Origin of the sequence: Bartonella acomydis (genome assembly GCF_039543025.1) — a bacterium.
Lineage (GTDB): Bacteria > Pseudomonadota > Alphaproteobacteria > Rhizobiales > Rhizobiaceae > Bartonella > Bartonella acomydis.
In genome coordinates, this window is record NZ_BAABIY010000095.1 from 1 (window position 1) to 20,589 (window position 20,589).

The 20,589-nt window shown below is 36.1% G+C and carries 12 protein-coding genes, 2 tRNA genes and 2 pseudogenes; 7 read left to right on the forward strand and 9 right to left on the reverse strand.

What is annotated here, in order from left to right:
• Window positions 1-157: pseudogene (locus ABD909_RS07600) on the reverse strand (integrase); the annotation flags it as partial.
• A 290-nt stretch (window positions 158-447) separates the two neighbouring features.
• On the opposite strand from ABD909_RS07600, the gene ABD909_RS07605 reads away from it, so the two are divergent.
• The 3 genes from ABD909_RS07605 to ilvC all read left to right on the forward strand — a co-directional run bounded on the left by ABD909_RS07605 (window position 448) and on the right by ilvC (window position 3,898).
• Window positions 448-1,569: an ATP-dependent DNA helicase gene (locus ABD909_RS07605; protein ID WP_345097332.1), complete on the forward strand. Its 1,122-nt coding sequence runs from the start codon at window positions 448-450 to the stop codon at window positions 1,567-1,569.
• 82 nt (window positions 1,570-1,651) lie between these two features.
• Complete coding sequence (locus tag ABD909_RS07610) at window positions 1,652-2,386, forward strand: pyridoxine 5'-phosphate synthase (RefSeq protein WP_345097333.1); 735 nt, start codon at window positions 1,652-1,654, stop codon at window positions 2,384-2,386.
• A gap of 492 nt (window positions 2,387-2,878) precedes the next feature.
• On the forward strand, window positions 2,879-3,898 hold the full coding sequence (gene ilvC / locus ABD909_RS07615; protein WP_345097334.1) for a ketol-acid reductoisomerase: 1,020 nt from the start codon (window positions 2,879-2,881) through the stop codon (window positions 3,896-3,898).
• Window positions 3,899-3,999: 101 nt separating this feature from the next.
• Here the strand turns inward: ilvC and ABD909_RS07620 are convergent, their stop codons facing one another.
• Together ABD909_RS07620 and ABD909_RS07625 are read right to left on the reverse strand one after the other, a co-directional pair.
• Window positions 4,000-5,400: an amino acid permease gene (locus tag ABD909_RS07620; protein WP_345097335.1), complete on the reverse strand. Its 1,401-nt coding sequence runs from the start codon at window positions 5,398-5,400 to the stop codon at window positions 4,000-4,002.
• A gap of 1,218 nt (window positions 5,401-6,618) precedes the next feature.
• Window positions 6,619-6,694: transfer RNA gene (locus ABD909_RS07625), tRNA-Lys, on the reverse strand.
• Between the two features lie 481 nt (window positions 6,695-7,175).
• Here ABD909_RS07625 and ABD909_RS07630 point away from each other — a divergent pair.
• Window positions 7,176-8,726, forward strand: a complete 1,551-nt coding sequence (locus tag ABD909_RS07630) for a TerC family protein (protein ID WP_345097336.1) — start codon at window positions 7,176-7,178, stop codon at window positions 8,724-8,726.
• Between the two features lie 536 nt (window positions 8,727-9,262).
• On the opposite strand, the gene ABD909_RS07635 is transcribed toward ABD909_RS07630, so the two are convergent.
• The 4 genes from ABD909_RS07635 to ABD909_RS07650 form a co-directional block, all read right to left on the reverse strand.
• Complete coding sequence (locus ABD909_RS07635) at window positions 9,263-10,216, reverse strand: lysylphosphatidylglycerol synthase transmembrane domain-containing protein (RefSeq protein ID WP_345097337.1); 954 nt, start codon at window positions 10,214-10,216, stop codon at window positions 9,263-9,265.
• Window positions 10,217-10,231: 15 nt separating this feature from the next.
• The gene (locus tag ABD909_RS07640) at window positions 10,232-11,986 is read right to left on the reverse strand and encodes a cation:proton antiporter domain-containing protein (protein WP_345097338.1); all 1,755 of its coding nucleotides are present in this window, start codon (window positions 11,984-11,986) and stop codon (window positions 10,232-10,234) included.
• A 101-nt stretch (window positions 11,987-12,087) separates the two neighbouring features.
• Window positions 12,088-14,601: a protein translocase subunit SecD gene (gene secD, locus ABD909_RS07645; RefSeq protein WP_345097339.1), complete on the reverse strand. Its 2,514-nt coding sequence runs from the start codon at window positions 14,599-14,601 to the stop codon at window positions 12,088-12,090.
• A 79-nt stretch (window positions 14,602-14,680) separates the two neighbouring features.
• Window positions 14,681-15,055 carry a hypothetical protein gene (locus tag ABD909_RS07650; protein ID WP_345097340.1) on the reverse strand — a complete coding sequence of 125 codons (375 nt, stop codon included), beginning with the start codon at window positions 15,053-15,055 and terminating at the stop codon, window positions 14,681-14,683.
• A 183-nt stretch (window positions 15,056-15,238) separates the two neighbouring features.
• Between ABD909_RS07650 and ABD909_RS07655 the strand changes: the two genes are divergently transcribed.
• The 3 genes from ABD909_RS07655 to ABD909_RS07665 all read left to right on the forward strand — a co-directional run bounded on the left by ABD909_RS07655 (window position 15,239) and on the right by ABD909_RS07665 (window position 19,459).
• Window positions 15,239-17,605 (forward strand): mechanosensitive ion channel domain-containing protein, encoded by a 2,367-nt coding sequence (locus ABD909_RS07655; protein WP_345097342.1) that lies wholly within the window; start codon window positions 15,239-15,241, stop codon window positions 17,603-17,605.
• A complete protein-coding gene (locus tag ABD909_RS07660; RefSeq protein WP_345097343.1) occupies window positions 17,599-17,871 on the forward strand; it encodes a hypothetical protein in 273 nt (90 codons plus the stop codon). The genes ABD909_RS07655 and ABD909_RS07660 overlap by 7 nt, the downstream gene beginning before the upstream one ends.
• A gap of 664 nt (window positions 17,872-18,535) precedes the next feature.
• Window positions 18,536-19,459, forward strand: a complete 924-nt coding sequence (locus ABD909_RS07665) for an outer membrane protein (protein WP_345097344.1) — start codon at window positions 18,536-18,538, stop codon at window positions 19,457-19,459.
• Between the two features lie 101 nt (window positions 19,460-19,560).
• Here ABD909_RS07665 and ABD909_RS07670 read toward each other — a convergent pair.
• Window positions 19,561-19,932 (reverse strand): annotated as a pseudogene (locus tag ABD909_RS07670) (hypothetical protein); the annotation flags it as partial.
• A gap of 500 nt (window positions 19,933-20,432) precedes the next feature.
• Window positions 20,433-20,518 (reverse strand) — tRNA-Leu (locus tag ABD909_RS07675).
• Window positions 20,519-20,589 lie beyond the last annotated feature (71 nt).

A 20,589-nucleotide genomic window follows, 5' to 3' on the forward strand; every position in this document is an offset into this window, starting at 1 on the left:
AGCCCATTTCACGGCGCCGACCGTGAATGGTATAACGGTAAAGCCATTGAGCACCACCATCTTTACGTTTGTGAAGAAGCAAGCCAGCACCATCATTATATTTGCCAGCCCCCAATGTTGCGACAGACCTTGCATTAAGACGGTTCATAAGAGCCATTTTTACTCCTTTCTTATACAAATTTTATCCACACATTCATCCCACTTATGATGTGCAAATGAGTGATTTTGATTGATTCAAGATAGAGAGATTTGAAATGAGAGAATCTTACGTTATTCAGGATGCTCATTCAATATGAATAACGCTAGATTATTATTATAAATCAATGCCTTGTCGTGTAAGAATGAGATGGCTTGGGATCAAAAATTCTTAAATGGATAATTTTTTTTGAAAGTAGTTTTGTTGGCAAAATACTTGCTCTTTTTATGCGAATCTTGTTTTGATAGATTATGCAATTTTCACGGGAACAGGATAATGCATTGAAGGCTGTTTCCGCATGGTTGAGGGAAGGGCGTTCTCCACTTTTTCGTCTCTTTGGCTATGCGGGGACAGGTAAGACGACCCTTGCCCGTTATTTTGCTGAAACAGTTGATGGCTCTGTTCAATTTGCTGCTTTTACAGGTAAGGCTGCACAGGTTTTGCGTTCTAAAGGGGCAAGCAATGCTTGTACTATTCATTCATTGATTTATTGTCCACGCGGAGAAGAAGAAGTCTCCGATGAAATTACAGGAAAAAAATCAATTGCACCAACTTTTGCACTCAATCGAAAAAGTGCTGCTGCACAGGCTGCGCTTATCATTGTTGATGAGTGTTCGATGGTAGATGAACAATTGGCACGTGATTTAATGAGCTTTCGAACACCTATTCTTGTTCTTGGTGATCCAGGTCAATTGCCTCCCATATCAGGAGGTGGTTTTTTTTCCAATGGTGAACCAGATTTTCTTCTTTCAGAAATTCATCGGCAAGCACGTGACAATCCGATTGTTCGTTTGGCTATGGATGTGCGTGAAGGACGCGATATTGCTTATGGTGATTATGGCGTAGCGCGTGTTGTTACACGCAAAGAGATCGATCAGCAATTGGTTTTGTATGCTGATCAGGTATTGGTGGGGATTAATCGAACACGGCACCTTTATAATAAACGTTTGCGTGCGTTGAAGGGGTTTACAGCAGATTATCCACAAGCAGGAGATAAGCTTGTATGTTTGCGCAATGATCCTGCTAAAGGATTGTTGAATGGCTCTTTATGGAAAGTGATGACTTCACAGAAAGAAACTGTTAAGCCAACTATTAATCTTCTTGTTAAACCAGAAGAAAGTGAGCGCGGGGTGGCAAAGATTAAGCTTTTGAAAGCAGTGTTTGAAAATCCTGATAATGAGATTTCATGGGCATTAAAAAGGAGGTATGATGATTTTGATTATGGATATGCGTTAACTGTTCATAAAGCGCAAGGTTCTCAATGGGACAATGTTGTTTTATTTGATGAAAGTTTTGCATTTCGTGATATGTCTGCGCGGTGGCTTTATACGGGAATTACACGTGCGGCAGAGCGTTTGACAATTGTTCGATAGAGAAAATTTATTCTCTAAAGATTATATTATGGCGAAGATCTTTTTTTCTGTTTTTAAAATTATCTATAAAATAGGAGTGTGTATGGCGATAAAACTTTCGGTTAATCTTAATGCTATTGCTGTTTTGCGCAATCGGCGTAACCTTCCTTGGCCAAATATCAAAACTATTGGACATATAGCTCTTGTCGCTGGTGCGGCAGGTTTGACAGTTCATCCACGTCCTGATGAAAGACATATTCGTTTTACCGATTTGCCCGATATACGTGATTTAATGAACAGTATGTTTCCTACTGCTGAATTTAATATTGAAGGTTATCCAAGCGATGTATTTTTGGATATAGCAGAAAAATATGCTGATCAGATTACTCTTGTTCCTGATGATCCAGCTCAGTCAACTTCTGATCATGGTTGGGATTTTGCTTGTCATGCAGAATTTTTAACACCTATTGTTCGACGCTTGAAAGCAAAAAAAATTCGCGTGTCTTTATTTGCTGATCCTATTGTTGAGGGGCTTGATACTGCTAAAGCGATAGGCGCTGATCGTGTAGAATTTTATACAGGACCTTACGGGGGAGCGTTTCATGATAAGACACAACAGGATCAGGAGCTTAATAAATTGGTTTTCGCTGCAAGAAGAGCTCAGGAGTTGCAACTGGGTGTTAATGCAGGGCATGATTTGACCATTACAAATCTGCCTGCTCTTGTTCATCATATTCCTTGGCTTGAGGAAGTTTCTATTGGTCATGGGCTTATTGCTGATGCGTTAGAGTATGGAATGCATAACACTGTGCAGCGTTTTATCCAGTTATTGGTATAATATTTTTCTCTTTTTTAGAGCGGGAAGAAAGTCAATAGAAGAGAGGCAAAATCAAATTTGTGCATTCAACGTATAAAATATAAGAACAATACTCTATATTTATAATTTTTCTTGCTATCTATTTTAATTTGGTTCATGTTAAAAGCCGTATGCTGTGTCTTTAATTTTAAGGACACAATTCTTTATTATTGCAAAAGGATAGAATCTTAATACATGATTTTCTTTGCAGAAATGTTTTTTGTATAATATATCGTTTTTGTAGGGTGGCAATTGGAGCTTGTTGGGGAGCCTGATATGTTTTTGAGAGCTTTGGGGGCCGTAATTTTTTGTATGCAATATATAAATTTTAAAAGATTGCTCAATTGCTTTGTTTTTATAAGCGGTGTTTTTGTTATTTATAGTGTGTAAAGCACTTAAGGTCGTTTTTAAACTTTTTATTCAATAAAAATAATCTGAAATTCAATTTAAAGCTAGAGAGAAGGGAGTATTTTTATGCGTGTTTATTATGATCGTGATGCAAATGTTGATTTGATTAAAGAAAAGAAAATAGCCATTATTGGTTATGGTTCACAGGGGCGTGCACACGCTTTAAACTTAAAAGATTCTGGTGTTCAAAATGTGCAAATTGCTTTGCGTTCAGGGTCAGAGACAGCTAAAAAAGCTACGGTGGACGGTTTTAAGGTTATTAGTGTTGCTGAAGCAGCAAAATGGGCAGATCTTATTATGATGGCAACACCGGATGAATTGCAAGCTGATATTTATAAAGAGCATATTCATGATCACTTGCGCGATGGTGCCGCGATTGCTTTTGCGCATGGTTTGAGTATTCATTTTGGTCTTATTGAGCCTAAAAAAACAGTTGATGTTGTGATGATTGCTCCTAAGGGTCCAGGTCATACAGTACGCAATGAATATCAACGAGGTTGCGGTGTTCCTTGCTTAATTGCAGTTGCCCAAGATGCTTCAGGACATGCGCATGATATCGCATTATCTTATGCATGTGGTCTTGGTGGTGGACGTGCTGGAGTGATTGAGACAACATTTAAAGAAGAGTGTGAAACTGACCTCTTTGGTGAACAAGCCGTTCTTTGTGGTGGTCTTGTTGAGCTTGTTCGAGCAGGCTATGAAACACTCACAGAAGCAGGTTATGCACCGGAAATGGCTTATTTTGAATGTTTGCATGAGGTTAAATTGATTGTTGATCTCATGTATGAAGGTGGTATTGCAAATATGAATTATTCGATTTCCAATACAGCAGAATGGGGAGAATATATGTCTGGCCCACGCGTTATTACCGATGAAACAAGAGCAGAGATGAAACGTATTTTGAAGGATATTCAGACGGGTAAATTTACATCAAATTGGATTCAAGAATATAAAGCTGGTGCGGCTCATTTTAAAAGCAGACGGCGTTTAAATGATAGTCACCCTATAGAAGAAGTTGGTAAAAAACTTCGTGCTATGATGCCTTGGATAAAGTCTAATGCTTTGGTTGATAAAGAGCGTAATTGAAGTTTCGTGTAGAACACTTAAGTAAATTTCTTTTAATGCTTTACGCACAAAAAAGGGTAACTTTAGTTACCCTTTTTTAATAGGCTTTTTATGTATAAATTTTATTTGTTCTTTGGAGAAATCTTTTTTCTTATAAACATAAAATACATTATGCCTAAGAAAATAAACCAAAAGAAACTATATTTTAAAGCTATTAGAGTATCATGTTCTAATGTCAACAAATAGAGCATGAAAGCAAAAAAGACTAACACAATTCCGCACATAATAACACCTCCCGGCATTTTGTAGACGGACTGGGCATGTAGATGAGGGTGATTGCGACGATACACAATGTAGCTAATCAAAATAACGGACCATACGAATAAAAATGCGATAGCTGAAATACTTGTTACAATTGTAAAAGCACTTATGATGCTAGGAGAGGATGATGCAATTGTATATCCTATTAAAATACATAAACAGGAAAAGAATAGAGCATTGGCTGGAACATGGTATTTAGAAAGTTTGCTCAAAAGTGGGGGCGCACCTTTTTGTGTTGCAAGCCCATATATCATGCGACTAGTCGAAAAAATACCACTATTTGCTGAAGAAGCCGCTGAAGTAAGAACGACAAAATTGACTAAACCAGCAGCTATTGGAATACCAGCAAGCCAAAACATAGAGACAAAGGGGCTTTGATCTGGAACAATTTGATTCCAAGGTATAACTGACATAATCACAGCAAGAGAAAAGATGTAAAAGAGCACAATACGCACCGGTATTGCATTAATTGCCTTAGGGAGCACTTTTTTAGGTTCTTTAACTTCAGCTGCAGTCGTTCCAGCAATTTCTATACCAACAAAAGAAAAAATGGCAATTTGAAATCCGGCAAAAAAACCTGTAATTCCTCGGGGGAATATATCTCCATCATTCCACACGTGGCTGAGAGAAGCAACAGTACCATTTGGAGAGGTAAAGCCTGTAGCGATCATATAAAATCCAACAATAACTAATGCTAAAATTGCTACGACTTTGATAAGACCAAACCAGAATTCAAGTTCACCGAAAAGTTTTACGGCAAGAAGGTTAAGGATTAAAAAGAAACCAATGCAAGAGAAAACAACAATCCATGAATTAAGTGTTGGCCACCAGAAATGCATATAGTTAATGATAGCAATAATATCTGCAGCTCCAGTTACAACCCAACTTAACCAATAGTTCCAGCCAACAAAAAAAGCAACTCCTGGTCCTAGCATGTCAGTTGAAAAATCAATAAGAGACCGATATTGTGAATTAGAAAGCAATAATTCTCCCATCGCACGCATCACAAAGTATAGGGCACATCCGATAATAGCATAAACGAGTATGATGGAAGGGCCTGCTACACTAATTGTTTTTCCTGATCCCATGAAGAGTCCTGTTCCAATAGCTCCACCGAGGGCTATAAGTTGTACGTGACGGTTATCTAGTCCACGTTGTAGTTTCTTCTGGGGATCATCTTTTAAATTTCGTGTACAGTTCATTTTTTGGGGGTTCCCTTTATTATTTAAGATTCAAAATTATACTGAAAAAGTAATCTCACCTATCGAAGCATGATATAAATGAGGAGTAAAGGGGAAAAACATTTTTTATGATGTTATGTGGATAAAGAAAAAAATATGGAAATGATAGGAGTATATAACTTCACTCTAAAATAACGTAACCGATGTCGTTTGACATTAAGTTTTGTACTAAGTGGGAAGAGGTATGATTAGGTAGGAATACGTAGTAATTTATTGTTTTTATGAGTATTTTTTACTATTAAATGCGTGTTTTATCAAATTGGATTTTGACCGCTAGAATTGCAAAAAAAAGCAAAAAAGATACGCACTATATGGGGAATTTCTATTTTTTACAGATATAATATTTTAAAAACAAGGTGTTGTTAATAATTCCTAATGTAAGAAGAAATGCGCCTGTGTTTTTCATTGCTGACTTGATGCAGGTACGTTTTTTAATCAAAGACAATAATTTTGTTTTTAAACGGCGACAAATTCCTGCTCTAAGAAATCTACCAACATGATTGTCGCATTGGGAATTCACAACTAGAGCCTCGCACGTCATACGGTACCATTGAAGCTTCTTATTTTGATTGCTCAAAAGGGCAACAATATTCCATTAAGCATAAAACAGGTTTTAGGGGCTGGTGCGCGGTTTGCGCAGTTGCTATCCATGTGAGGCGGAAGCACAAGCTGCTTGTTAGTGGGAGTTACCATTGAACATTTAGACTCGTCTGATTTTATTGTGCGTTATGATTGACCAAACACTTTGTTTTATCTTGATTCACCTTATTTTAGTGTTGAGGATTATTATGGAAGGGGGAATTAATCAGGAGGATTATTCAGACGATGTCTGCGCTGTTTACGCAATTATAAGGAGAAGTTTCTTCTGTCTCTTAATGATGTGCCTATAGAGATACGAAAAACTTTCAGTCAATTTAACCTAACTAGAGATGAGAACAATTTATTCGTGTAATTTGTCAAATGATGTGATTCCGGCAAAGGAACTGATCATTACCAATTGTGATCTTTAAGAGAAAAGAAAAAGATAAATTAAATGACCTTTGAAAGGTCTTTGAAGATCCTTTGAGAAACTCTTAAAAAACTTTGAAAAAATAGATTGGTACAAAACTAGAAGTCAAAATATACAAAACCTGCTGACAAAACTACACTCAATAACTTAATTTATGCTATAAAAATGTATGGTGGGTGATGAGGGGATCGAACCCACGACCCGCTGATTAAGAGTCAGCTGCTCTACCAACTGAGCTAATCACCCATACTTTCTGAAAAGATAAAAACTCAGCGGTTCTATAACGCTCTTATGGGAGGATGTCTAGATGGTTTTGTTGTTTTTTATAGGAAAGTGATCAAACCTATAACTAAATTGGTTGTACAGTTAAAAATATGATACGATACCCCTTGATCTTATATAAAAATAAACCCATTATAGATAATTCTATAAATAAATATCCTGATTGTCATGCAGGACTGGAATTGGAGGCTCGTCGAGCGTAATGCCCGAGAAAAACTCAGAAGAACCTTCTTGTGGTTGTAAGCCGTGTTGGTCATCGTTCTGTTATATAAATTTTATTAATAACCATATGTGTCTAAAGAACATTTTGCTGTTTTTTTATTTTGAACGCAGTCTTTTTGCTTTCAATGTTTTTGATCAATCGTGGCGAATGAAGGCTTATGAACTTATTTTGTCAGTCGCGCGCTTTTAAGCTTTTAAAGACGTTTTTAAAGGGTGAACTGTGATGGAATGGATTACTGATCCCCATGCGTGGTTTGGTTTGGTTACGTTGGTTTTTCTCGAAATTGTTTTAGGAATAGATAACCTTGTCTTTATCGCAATTTTAGCTGAAAAATTACCGGTGCATTTGCGTGATCGCGCGCGCTTGATAGGTCTTACTTTAGCATTGATTATGCGGATTTTCCTTCTCTCTGTCATTGGATGGGTGATGAATCTTGATACAATGATTTTTTCATTCTCATCTTTTGTCTTTAGTTGGCATAGCCTTATTCTTATTGGTGGTGGGGCTTTTTTATTGGCAAAAGGAACGTTAGAATTACATGAGAGGTTAGAAGGGATACCACATGAAAGAAAAACAGGTGTTGCTTATGCTGTTTTTTGGCAGGTTATTGTACAAATTGTGGTGTTGGATGCTGTCTTTTCTTTAGATAGTATTATTACTGCAACGGGTATGATTGCAAAAGAGCAGGCTGCCGTTATGTATATAGCAGTTATTGCTGCTATGGGGGTGATGATGTGTGGTTCTGGCGCTCTCATGCGTTTTATTAATCGTCATTCCACTATTGTAATCCTTTGTCTTGGCTTTTTGATGATGATTGGTTTTACTCTCATTGTTGAAGGATTTGGTTTTCATATTCCAAAAGGGTATTTGTATGCTGCTATTGGTTTTTCTGTTCTTATTGAAGCTTTTAATCAGATTGGACGTCGTAATCGTGAAAAGATGATTACAACAAATGATCTACGTGGTCGAACTGCTGATGCTGTTTTGAAACTTTTGGGAGGGGGTAATAAAGATAGTCATCTTGGGGAAACTGTAGATGTTATTGCTGAACAAGCAGCTGCCTCCGAATTGTTCCGACCTGAAGAAAAAGAGATGATTCGCGGTGTTCTCGATTTGGCAGATCGTCCTGTTCGTTCTATTATGTCACCACGCAATGAAATCGAGTGGTTAGATTTAAATGGTGACGAGAATGAAATGCGTGAAGAATTGCAACAGGTTAAACATAGTCGCTTAATTCTTGCTCGTGAAAAAGTCGACGAATTTGTTGGTGTTGCTTTAACAAAAGATCTACTTTTAAATTTGGCTGAAGGTAAAAAGATTAATTGGAAAAAGGCTATGCGAGAACCACTCGTTGTTCATGAAAATACAAGTGTTTTACGATTAATGGAGCAATTACGCCGTTCTTCGATTCAGCTGGCAATTATTGTCGATGAGCATGGATCTTTTGAAGGAATTGCAACACCAACCGATATTCTTGAAGCCATTGCAGGTGATTTTCCTGATGATGATGAGGAGCCTATGGTGGCAGAACAACTTGAAAATGGCAACTTTCTTGTTGAAGGATATGCTGATATCCGCCGTTTAAGTGGTTATCTTGGGCGTAATCTTGTTGATGAAGCAGATCGTTACACTACTTTGGCTGGATTTATGCTTTGGCGGTTTGGTTATTTGCCAAATGAGGGGGAAAGCTTTGAAGTTGATGGTTTATGCTTTAAAGTTATTGAAATGGATCGCCGTAATATCTCTAAAATCCTTATTTCTCATCTTATGTAGTCAGAAAAAGGTGCATTATTTTGGTAAGTAAGAGATAAGAAAAATACTTTATCCTTTAAATAGGTTTTTGAATGTGATGCGTGGAGTGAGCTAAGATTAAATTGACAATACATTTTTGGGTTAGAAAAGGGAAAGGTGTTTATAGCTAACAAAATTCAATGCGCTTATTGTTTTAAAGGAAAATTTCTTAGAGTTTCTAAGACGTTTCACTATAATACTCGTGAAGTATATAGTGTAAAAATCATTGGATAGCGTTATTTTTATGCTGTTGAAGGTGTAATATGGATATTTGTGAGTTTTTGATGCTCTATAGCCCTTGCTTTGTGTGCTTCATGAGAAGCAGTTTTATTTCTTCCTCCATGTTTTTTATTTATATGTCAACTTCATTTACGATGTGCAAAAGAGTATTTCTGATTGTTTAATGGAGAGAGTTTAAAATAATAGAAGGTCACAATATGATAAATTACCATTGTAAATCACTGTGCTGTAGTTTTTTGCACTGGTATCAAATGAAGAAAATATCGTTTTCTTTTTAGTTACTTAGGTGGAGTTTTGGGGGAACTTTTCCAGTATTGTTGAGCTTCAAAAATTGCGACAACAAACAACGAAATAATGAGCGGTATAATTAAGTAAAGTATTCTAAATGCAATAAGTGCTGCCACTACATCGGTTGCATTTACATTGGGCATACCTGTTATGAATAAAGCTTCTAGAACACCAATTCCTCCAGCTGGGGCGTTAGAGAGGAGCGTTATAGTGAAAGATGCTAGAAAAACACCGAGCACAGAAATAAAATGGATATCTGTATTGTGCGGGAGAACGGCATATATAATTCCTGCTGCTCCTAAAAGTTCTAGGGGGCTAATGAGAAGCTGTTGAATGACAATTTGTAACCGTGGATAGGAAAGTTGAATTTTTTTGCCCAAGTGTAAAGGTTTTAATTGAAGCCAGCTACCAAAAGTATAGAGTGCTATGCAGCTGAGCAGAATTATACCAATTATTGTTCCAAACCATTTAGGAATCCCATCATGAATGAGAGTGATAATTTCTGGTTGTAAAAGCAGAACAATACCAAAAAGTAAAACTGTTCCTATCACGAAAGTAAAAGAGCAAAAACCTACTAATATTGCGATTTCCGTTCCATTTAATCCTTTCATTTTATAGGCGCGATAGCGCACGACTGCACCAGAAAAAACTGAAGCTCCTATATTATGTGAAAGAGCATAGGTGGTAAATGAACAGATGGCAATAAAAATCCAAGAAATTTTATGGCCGAGATGCTGCAAGGCAATTCGATCGTAACCAGCAAGTGCAGCATAGGCTAAGAAAGAGCACAAACAAGCCAATAGCCAGTGTTGTGCACTTAAATTACTTAAACGCTCCAAAACATCAGAAAAAGAAATGGCAGAGAGCTTTATATAAAGAATGCGAATAGATATCAGCATTGCTAATATACCAATGCATGGCCATATAAACTGCTTTATTTTCATGCTTCTTTATCCATTTTATGTATTCTGTAGATTTAATTCATGACTTTGCACATTTTGTACAGATTTCTGTTCTGTTATATGGTCGATAATACCATTGGCAATTTCCTCATCGTCAGTTACTACAACATCTGCACCCAAATCAATGAGATAAGTTGTTTCTACATCGGAGAGTGCATGCGTAATTATTTGGATATCCTTTTTCATATTGCGTATATTAACTATACATTCTCCTACTTCAATGGGACTTCGCATTGTAATAACAACTTTGTATGCCCTGTTCATATTTGCTGCGTTCATTATTTCTTGTTGAATGATGTTGCCGCAAATGACCTCGAAGCCGTCTGCAATTGCTAGATCAGCGAGGCGTTTTGATTCTTCTATTATTACCACAGGTTTGCCTTTGTCTATTAAAGATAATGCAACGTATTTACCAATACGACCATAACCAATAATTACAATATGGTTGTTTTTTAAAGTCATTGGTAAAAATTCTTGATCAGGATCTTGTGAATCAATGTCAATGATTGTTGCTGTATCTTGTAAATTTACAGGATAATTTTCTAGATATTTTTTAATTTTGCTACAGGCTATGAAGACAAGGGGATTGAGCAAAATAGAGAGAATCGCGCCTCCAAGAATTAAATCATGGGCGTCATTGTTTAAAAGTCCTAAGCTCAAACTTAAACCTGCAAGAATAAAAGAAAATTCTCCGATTTGGGCAAGGCTTGCAGAAATGGTTAAAGCAGTTGCAGTAGAATAGCGAAAAGCCTTAACAATGAAGAAGGCAATCAAAGACTTTCCTAGTATAATAATGGATAACGTTGCGAGAAGAGGAAAAAAATGTGTCAACAATTTCTCTGGATCAAATAACATGCCTACAGAAACAAAAAAGAGAACAGAAAAAGCGTCTCGTAATGGTAAGGATTCTTCTGCTGCACGGTGGCTTAATTCAGATTCACTCATAACCATACCGGCAAAAAAGGCACCCAAAGAAAGAGAAACACCAAATAAATGGGCTGCTCCGAAAGCTACTCCTAGTGCAATTGCAAAGACGCTGAGACGAAATAATTCACGTGATCCTGATTGTGCGCTTATTTTGAGTAACCACGGAATGACGCGTCGTCCAATAACAAGCATAAGGGCAATAAATACGATAACTTTCAGGATAGTGAAACCCAAAATTCCCCAAATATTTAAGTCTAACCATTGAACAAGAGGATCAAACGCTTCCTTTCTTGTATTGCTAAGAACATTTGCGAGTGATGGTATGAGAACAAGTATAAAAACCATCGCTAAATCTTCAATAATCAACCATCCTACAGCAATACGTCCTTTTTCTGTTTCAATAAGATGGCGTTCTTGCAAAGCGCGCAGCAAAATAACAGTACTTGCTATGGATAAAGCGAGACCAAAGATTAAACTTCCACTGAAGCCCCATCCCATGATAAGGCCAAGGCATAAACCTAGAAAAGTGGAAAATGCTATTTGTCCAATGGCAGCAGGGACAGCAATAGCTCTTACAGATAAAAGGTCTTTTAATGAAAAATGGAGTCCAACTCCAAACATGAGCAGAATGACACCAATTTCAGCGAGTTGGTTGATAATAACGGAATCTATTCTAAAACCACCTGTATTGGGTCCTACAATAACACCGGCTAATAAGTATCCAACCAGTGGTGAGATACGCAAACGGCTTGCTATCATTCCCAAAAGAAATGCTAAACATAAGCCTGCAACGATAGTTGTAATGAGTGGTGTATCATGGAGCATGGATTATTGACGACTTTTTAGCAAAAAATGAATACATTAGAGTGCCTATATTTTTTATGAGAAGAAGGGAATGGAACATCATATGAAATAGCATGGCGTTGTTATTTTCGTTCAGTGTTCGTACGATTATTTCGTTTACGCCACCAATTTCCTAACAGGAGTAAAATAGGAGCAGCAATAAAGATAGAGGATGAGGTTGCAATAATAATTCCAAATACCATAGGAAGTGCAAAATTATGAACAGCGTTGCCACCCCATATCGCCATGGGTAACATAGCGAGAACTGTCGTTGCTGAGGTAAAAAGACAACGTATAAGAACTTGATTAATAGAGAGATCAATAAGTTCACGCAACGGCATGCTTTTATAAAGGCGCATATTTTCGCGCATGCGATCATAAACAACGACCTTGTCATTTATAGAGTAACCAACAATTGTTAAAAGAGCAGCGATGGCGGTTAAATTGAAATCAAATTGAAATAAGGCAAAAAAACCAATCATTTTAGTGGTATCTAAAATAAGCGTTACAATTGCACCAACTGCAAAGAACCATTCGAAGCGCAACCATATATAGAGAGTCATAGCAATTGATGCGAGAATAACAGCAGTGAAAGCAGCTGTGGCAAGCTCATCTGAAAATTTTGGTCCAACAACTTCTATTTGGTCGAATGTGCTATCTGGATAGATGGTTTGTACGGTAGTTTTAACTTTATCAATGGCAATGGTTTGTTGTGCTTCACTGCCACTTTGTTTTTGCATACGAATAAGTACAGTGTTTGCATTATCCATATTTTGCAATGTAATTTCACCAATGTTAAGGCTAGAAAGCTTAGAACGTAAAGTTGCTAAATTTGCTGGTGCTTTTGTGGTAATGCTCATCTGGCTACCACCAATAAAATCAATTCCGAAATTTAAGCCCGGTTTTAAAAATAGAAAAATCGAAGCAAGTGACAAAATAATTGAGACACCAATCCCAATAAAACGTGCTTTCATAAAATGGAAGTTTGTTTTTTGTGGGATAATATTAAAAAGAGAACGAAGATGCAGAGTTTTCATTTTCCATTTACGGATTACCCAAATCATCATGATACGCACAATGGTAATATTCGTAAACATGGAGATGATAATACCAAGCAACATTGTTATTGCAAAACCGCGAACAGGTCCAGTGCCAAACCAAAACAGTAAAATAGTTGCAATAATTGCAGTAACGTTGGCATCAACAATGGTTGCAAAAGCGTGTTTAAATCCACGATCTAAGGCTGCAAAGGCGCTGATACCTTTTCTGCTTTCTTCACGGATACGCTCATTGATAAGAATATTAGCATCAACGGCAATCCCAATGCCTAAAATAATACCAGCGATACCTGGGAGTGTGAGTGTTGCACCAAGGAGGCTTAGTGCGGCAAATGTTAAAATAGTGTGGAGTGCGAGTGCTATGTTTGTAATAAGACCCCAAACTCTGTAGAGCAGAAAAATAAAAATGGTAACAAGAATAAAGCCGATTATACCTGTGTAAAGCCCCATTTGGATAGCGTCAGCACCAAGATTGGGCCCTACAGTTCTTTCTTCTATTACGGTTAGTGGTGCAGGTAGAGAACCAGCGCGCAGGAGAGCTGCTAGAGTTGAGGCTTCTTTAGGATTGAAGTTTCCTGTAATTTGACCTTGTCCATTGGGAATAACACTATTGATGGTAGGAGCTGTCAGGACTTTGTTATCAAGAACGATGGCAAAAGGACGGTTAATATTTTGTCGTGTTATATCGGCAAATATTTTTGCACCAGAGGAATTCATAGTGAATGAAATTATAGAATGTCCTGGCATTTGTGGGTCGAAACCTGCACGGGCATCTTTTAGAACATTTCCATCTAGGGCGATTTGATCATAAATTGCGTAGTGCTGTGTTTCATCCGTATAGCCAGGAAGAATTGAAACACCTACAGGTGGATTGTTTATATCTACATTCGAGGGAACAAGATGAAAACTCATCTTAGCAGTTGTTCCTAAAAGGTTACGTAGTTGTTTTGGATCTTGTAAGCCAGGTAATTGAACCATAATACGATCTGTTCCAACTTTTTGGATGGCTGGTTCTGTGACTCCAACTTGATCTATACGGCGACGGATGATTTCTAAACTTTGTTCGATAGCATTGCTGATACGATCTTTTATACCAGCTTCAGTTAATGAGACACGAATAGTTTCATTTTGACTGTTTATAGTAATGTCATTGGCTGTAGCGCCAAAGCTACTGTGTATGGGGGTTGCCAATGTTTTCAAAGCAGAGAGTGCTTTTTCAGTTTGTAATGGATCCGAAATCACTGCGACAACACTCTCTTCGATGATACGAATACTTGAGGTACGGATTTGTTTTTCACGCAGTTTATTACGTACATTGCTTAAAACTATATGTAACTGATCACGCTTTAACGTTTTGCTATCAACTTCGAGAAGGAGAGAAGAACCTCCTTGAAGGTCAAGCCCGAGTGTAACGCGCGTATCGGTTAAGAATTGTGAGTTTTTAACCTGTTCTGGTGAAAATAAATTAGGCAAGGCAACGTAAATGCTGCTTAAAAGAATCAAACAATAAAGAGTAGTCAACCAACGAGGTGTACGCATGATATATTCCGCTAATAAGCAATCTAATAGTTATTAAAATGAAAGGCAAAGGCTATATTTAAGAGAGTCATTTCATGATTTAAAGAATAGGAGGAGCGCGTTTGTTTGCAAAATATTGCATTTGAAGGCTCCCAAGTCGTAGACAAATAATTACGCTTGCCTTTGAAAAGAGATTCAATGCGAGGATATTTTGAAAAATACTGATAGGTAAAACAGGATCTGTATGGAGTATTATAATTTTTTTATTTTCTGTTGTTATAACATTTAATTGATCGTATTTGTTTTGTGGCGCAAGTGTATTTGTTTTAACTATATTATTTTCTTGTGATTGTTTTATTAAATAAGCACGTATGCTAGAGTTGTTTATCATTAACATACCAAAGCTGGACAGAAAAAGCCAAGCCGTAAAGGGAAGAAAATTTTCTTTTTTGCAATAGAGGTGCAAAAAAAGCATATTAGAGCGCCTTCTCGAATCTTATTGAAGTTTAAAGTTTATTCTTAATCCTCTTTCTTATTTATCAGTATTATGGGATAAGGGAAAGCTTTTATAAGATTATTCTCTAAAAGTTGAAAATATTTATTCTATGCCATATTTTCAAGGGATAGTAGATTCCTCTTTATATATCTAAAGGTAAATATGTATTCATTTTTTAGAAAAAAAATACGCATAGTTTTCGTTATCTTTGGGATTATTTTTGCATTTAGTTGTTGTGCATTGGGGCAACTTGCGATGCCAAATTCTGGCATTGGACAAGAGGGTACTGCTTATTCAATTGATGAAATTATTCAACAACAACAGCGCATTATTGAAACTCTTGAACAAAATACGGAGACTTTAGAAAAAAACTTTGAAAATAAATTAGAAGATGAGCAGGCTTTGGTAGAATTGCGGGTACAGGCACAAGATATTCGTGAACGTGCCATGGAAGCAGCATTTATTTTGCGTGCTCCTCTTAATGATATTAATGTACTTCTTGATCAGTTAACAGAGCTCCATGATGATTTGAAAAAAACAAGTGATCAGCGTTCTTTGTTGCTGGAGCAAAAAGCTAAAATTAATAGTATCGTATTGCGGTTTGAAGCAATCTATTTGGTTACAAATAGAATAGCTGAACTTGCTATTTCTCAATCTCGAGAACTTTTTAAACGTACACTCATGCATAGACTTGAGTTTTCCGTACCGATGGTCAAACGTCTTGTTCAAAAAACGAAAGAGGCTTCATCGGATTTTCTTTTATTGTTGAGTTCTTGGTGGAATTTTATATTTTATTTCAAATTGTTGCAGCTGTTTCTTTGTTTTTTGATTCCACTTTTTATTACTTTAGGACTCTCTTATCTTTCTCGCCAAATTCTGGCACATGTACGTGGACCTTTTACCAAAGGGAATGAGGAAATATCGTATTTAAAACGCTTATTAGTTGCTTTTATTTTAGTTCTTCTCCCTTCACTTATATGTGTGGTTTGCATTTATCTTATATTGTTTTTGTTCCGTCATTTTGGTTTAGATCCAGGGAAGCTCACAACAGTATTTGAGATGGTAGGGCGTCAAATTATCTTAGTTTTTTTGATCAATCGTTTGGCAGTTGTTCTTTTAGCATCGAATGCAACTCGTGTGCATCTGCTCAATATTGCTCCATCTGCAGCACGTCAATTAGTGATATTAATTACTTTTTTAGGAAGCATTTTGGCATTTGATGCTGTTCTCGATAGTATTTATCAAATCGTTTCTGCTTCTCTTTCTTTGACAATTGCCAAAAGTTTTCTTGCTGTTTTTCTTATCGCAGTACTGCTGTTTATTATCTCGTTTATACCTGTACGCTTTAGGCGTGGGATTTTTCAAGGTAAAGAGGAAGAACCGCGCTTTTGGCCACTTTATATACGTATTCCTCTCATTGTATTGGGAATATTGCTGATTATGATGAATTGTTTAGGCTATGTTGGTTTAGCGCGTTTTATTATGCAGCAAATTGTGATTGGTGGGGCATTTTTAGTTCTTATGTATTTAGGAATAAAAAGTGCTCAAACACTTGGAACTAAAGGCCAATTTATGAAAACAAGTGTTGGTCATACTTTGATGCAATGGTTGCATTTAGAAGAAAAAACAATGAATCAATTGGGGGCTATTTTAAGTGTTATCCTTAATTTGCTTGTGGTTGTGTTTTGTGCAATGCCAATTGCTGTAAAATTTGGATTTTCATATTCTGATTTAAAAACAGTATTGTGGCAGTTAATGACTGGTTTTCAAATTGGAAATATATCCATTTCTTTAATTTCTATTGTCACTGGAATTGTCGCTTTTTTTATTTGCTGGTTTCTCATACGCCGACTTATTGGTTGGCTAGATGGAACTGTATTAGAACATGGGGAATTTGATTCTGGAGTTCGTAATTCTATCAAAACTGTCATAGGTTATGGCGGTATTGTCTTGTCCGCTTTGATAGGATTGTCAATGGCGGGTTTAGATCTCAAAAATTTTGCACTTATTGCTGGTGGACTTTCGCTTGGTATAGGTTTTGGATTACAAAATATTGTGCAAAATTTTGTTTCTGGGCTTATTATTTTGATTGGCAGACCCTTTAAGCTTGGGGATTATGTGGAATCTGGGTCTGTAAGTGGTATTGTTAAACGTATCAGTGTGCGTGCAACAGAACTTGAAACATTTCAACGTAAGACGATTATTATTCCTAATTCAAGTCTCATTAATAATAATGTCAGTAATTGGACTAGACGTAGTAAAATGGGGCGGATTGATATTCCTGTTTCTGTTTCTTCTCATATTGCTCCAGAGCGTGTTGTTGAAATTTTACTGGAGATTGTTTCTGAAACCGAAGGGGTTTTGAAGAATCCTGAACCACAGGTAAGTTTTACTGCCTTTGATAGTAAGAAATTTTCATTTAATTTGGCTATTTATGTTCCCAACATTACTTCACCTTTTAAGGTGACTAATGCTGTGCGATTTGTATTGTATAAGCGTTTCGTTGAAGAAGGAATCCTAGAATGCTAAGATGTGTTCATATTGTTATAGCGGCTACGCTATTGGGTATTTTCTCCATGACAACTTTTGCTGCAACTGTGAAAAATACTGATTTAAAAGTGCAGTCTCTTATCATTGTTGAAGGGAGTGCTCCTTTAAATATCTCGTTGAATACTCACCAAACCATTACAATTTGTATGAAAGGGTGTTTTATTACTTTTCCTAATAAAGACCGTTTTGCGATAAAAGCAGAAGATAATATAGAAATCAGTAAGGGTAGAGCAGTTTTTAAATAAAATTGTTTAAGATTTTGATTATTTAATTCAATTTAGATAAATCATGGTATCATTTTTGTGTTCATGAATAAGTGTATGATTGAAAGAGTATCAAATGAAAAAATATGATTTTATTGTAAGATAAGTGAATATTTTAAATCTATACAGAATTTGCAATCTATATTTTCAGCATAATCATTTTAGATAAAACTATCATATCTTTAATAATTCATATATGATATAAAAAGTAAATGGATAAGATTTATTTTTTGTACAGTTAGATTATTTTTATTCTTCAATAGGGTAAGTTAGTTTTTAAATTACATTTTCTAAAATCAGCTTTTTCATTTTAAATCTTGTCTAAAGAAAACAAGATATCCAACGCTTCGGCTTTGAAATTTCAATACAATAATTAATTTAGCTGAAAAGCATAGCATGGTTTTATTTTTTTAAGAAAATATAACAAGTAGTTGAAAGAAGCTTTTAGGATTTTAAGTATCGATTATTGCTTATATTTTAAAATTAATGAAAATATATTTGATAATCTTAAATTTTGATGTAATGATGAATTTAAATGTAAATATAAAGGAGTACATGTAATTTTGCAGCATAAGATTTTATAACACTTTGTTTTACTGAATATGATTTTTGATTATATTTGAATTTAGAAATGGGGTATAATTTTATGAATACAAAATTTATAACAATATCTGTTTTTTCTTTCGTTTCATCTTCTATAGTACAAGCAGCAGATGTGGTGGTTCCTGAAAAGCCAGTGCATGTTACTTCATCTGTTGTTATTTCTCCTCCTTTTTCTTGGGCAGGTTTTTATTTAGGAGGCCAAATTGGTGGTTTTTCGAGTAAAATTTCGGCGATAACACCAGATGTTGATATTCCTCTCTATCCTGATGAGGAAGCTAAAAATAAAAAATGGGTGCCAGTCGAGAAAAAATATATGCCTGAACTTTCGGGATTTATAGGTGGTTTTTATGCTGGTGTTAATTTTGATCTCGGTAATAATTTTATTTTGGGGATTGATACGGATATACTTTTAGCTGACAAAAAAGATACAAAAACTTACAATAGGACTGAAGAAACAGGGGATGATGGCCCTAGTCTTAGTGGATCTGGTTCTGATGACGAGGAAAGTGTAGGTAGCCAAAAAGAAGAGAAAAAGGCAAAAGCCATAGGAAGCGGCGTTCATGGAGGTTTTCGATCGTCTTTAAGAAATCAAAACGATGCTGAAAAAGAGAGTATAACTTTTACGCATAGTTTGAAACAAAAATGGACTGGTGCTACGCGAGTGCGTGTTGGGTTTTCTGCTGGTCGTGTGATGCCTTATATCGCTGGAGGGGTTGCTTATGGGCAGTTTCAAGATACTTTGTCAACAGTAATTACGGGAGATGAGCCTTTTAATAGGACATCAGATGCGACAAAAACAATGATTGGTTATACACTCGGTGGCGGTGTTGATTTTGCAATGACAGATAACGTCATTGTGCGTGCGGAATATCGTTACTCAGATTTTGGAAAAAGAGCTTTCAAAGATGAGATCGAACTTAAGTATAAGACGAATGATTTTCGTGCTGGAATCGCTTACAGATTTTAATTGTTACAAAACTAAAGTAGTATTAAAGGTCCTATCTAAGATAGGACCTTTGTTTTTTTATTTTGTGCATTGTAAATGTTATTTTATAGCAAAAAGTTATAGATAGCTTTAAGTACTGTACTAGCAGCTCCAGCTTTTATATGCCAGATGGGCGCAAGAGTATTGCGTATCTCTTGTTTGTATAATCCTGAAACGGTTAGAAAACCTAATTTGGGGAGAATATGAAGTTTTAAGGATGTAAACCAATTTTCATTATTTTTTAATTCAGCTTTACGATTTTCAAAAGTATCCAAAGCAATGTCTTTTAATTAATGGAGATTGCGCATTGCCTCACGCTTTTGTTTATTGCGTTCTTTAATGGGGTCACTCTCCTCACGTAAAACAGAGCGCCATTGGGTTGCAGTTTCATGGGCTTGTTTTAAAGAAACATCTCTCAAGGTACTCAAGCCCTTTTCATAGTGGTACCCGTGAATAGTATAGCGGTAAATCGATTAAGTATCACCATCTTTACGCTTATGAAGAAGCATGCCGGCACCATCATTATATTTGCTAGCCTCCAATGTTACGATGGCTCTTGCATTAAGACGAATGCGTAAGAGCCATTTTACTCCTTTCTTTCCTCATTTTTATACACACGCTAGTCCTGCTTGTAATGTGCAAACGAATGGTTTGTCTTGATTCAAGATAAACAGATTTGAAATGAGAGAATCTTACGGTACTCAAGCTTCTAATTCAAGTTGAATAACATTAAATTATTATTATAAATCAATTTGTTGTTGTGATAATAGTAAGAAAAATTGCATAAATTTTTATTATTTAATAATGAAACTTTAAAGAGTGTAATGCACAGCTAAACATCCATTTAAAAAAGATATGATTCGCTTTTTGCATTCTCACAGTTTTAACCAATGATATTGCATAATATGATTGAAAATGATTTTATTAAGAGAAGTGAGAAAAAACTTATATATTATGGTGCGGACGGCGGGACTTGAACCCGCAAGGTCTTAGACCGGCAGATTTTAAGTCTGCTATGTTTACCGTTTTCATCACGTCCGCGATAAGAGCTCTCTCATAAGCTATATCTTTTATTGAATCAAGAATTAATGATTAAGAGAGAAACTTTTCCT

Bases quoted from the DNA above. Each gene is read 5' to 3' on its own strand.
- ABD909_RS07610 (WP_345097333.1), top strand. From the start codon at position 1,652: ATGGCGATAAAACTTTCGGTTAATCTTAATGCTATTGCTGTTTTGCGC.
- ABD909_RS07635 (WP_345097337.1), bottom strand. From the start codon at position 10,216: ATGAAAATAAAGCAGTTTATATGGCCATGCATTGGTATATTAGCAATG.
- ABD909_RS07640 (WP_345097338.1), bottom strand. From the start codon at position 11,986: ATGCTCCATGATACACCACTCATTACAACTATCGTTGCAGGCTTATGT.
- ABD909_RS07650 (WP_345097340.1), bottom strand. From the start codon at position 15,055: ATGCTTTTTTTGCACCTCTATTGCAAAAAAGAAAATTTTCTTCCCTTT.
- ABD909_RS07665 (WP_345097344.1), top strand. From the start codon at position 18,536: ATGAATACAAAATTTATAACAATATCTGTTTTTTCTTTCGTTTCATCT.
- ABD909_RS07655 (WP_345097342.1), top strand. From the start codon at position 15,239: ATGTATTCATTTTTTAGAAAAAAAATACGCATAGTTTTCGTTATCTTT.
- ABD909_RS07630 (WP_345097336.1), top strand. From the start codon at position 7,176: ATGGAATGGATTACTGATCCCCATGCGTGGTTTGGTTTGGTTACGTTG.
- ilvC (WP_345097334.1), top strand. From the start codon at position 2,879: ATGCGTGTTTATTATGATCGTGATGCAAATGTTGATTTGATTAAAGAA.
- secD (WP_345097339.1), bottom strand. From the start codon at position 14,601: ATGCGTACACCTCGTTGGTTGACTACTCTTTATTGTTTGATTCTTTTA.
- ABD909_RS07620 (WP_345097335.1), bottom strand. From the start codon at position 5,400: ATGAACTGTACACGAAATTTAAAAGATGATCCCCAGAAGAAACTACAA.
- ABD909_RS07660 (WP_345097343.1), top strand. From the start codon at position 17,599: ATGCTAAGATGTGTTCATATTGTTATAGCGGCTACGCTATTGGGTATT.
- ABD909_RS07605 (WP_345097332.1), top strand. From the start codon at position 448: ATGCAATTTTCACGGGAACAGGATAATGCATTGAAGGCTGTTTCCGCA.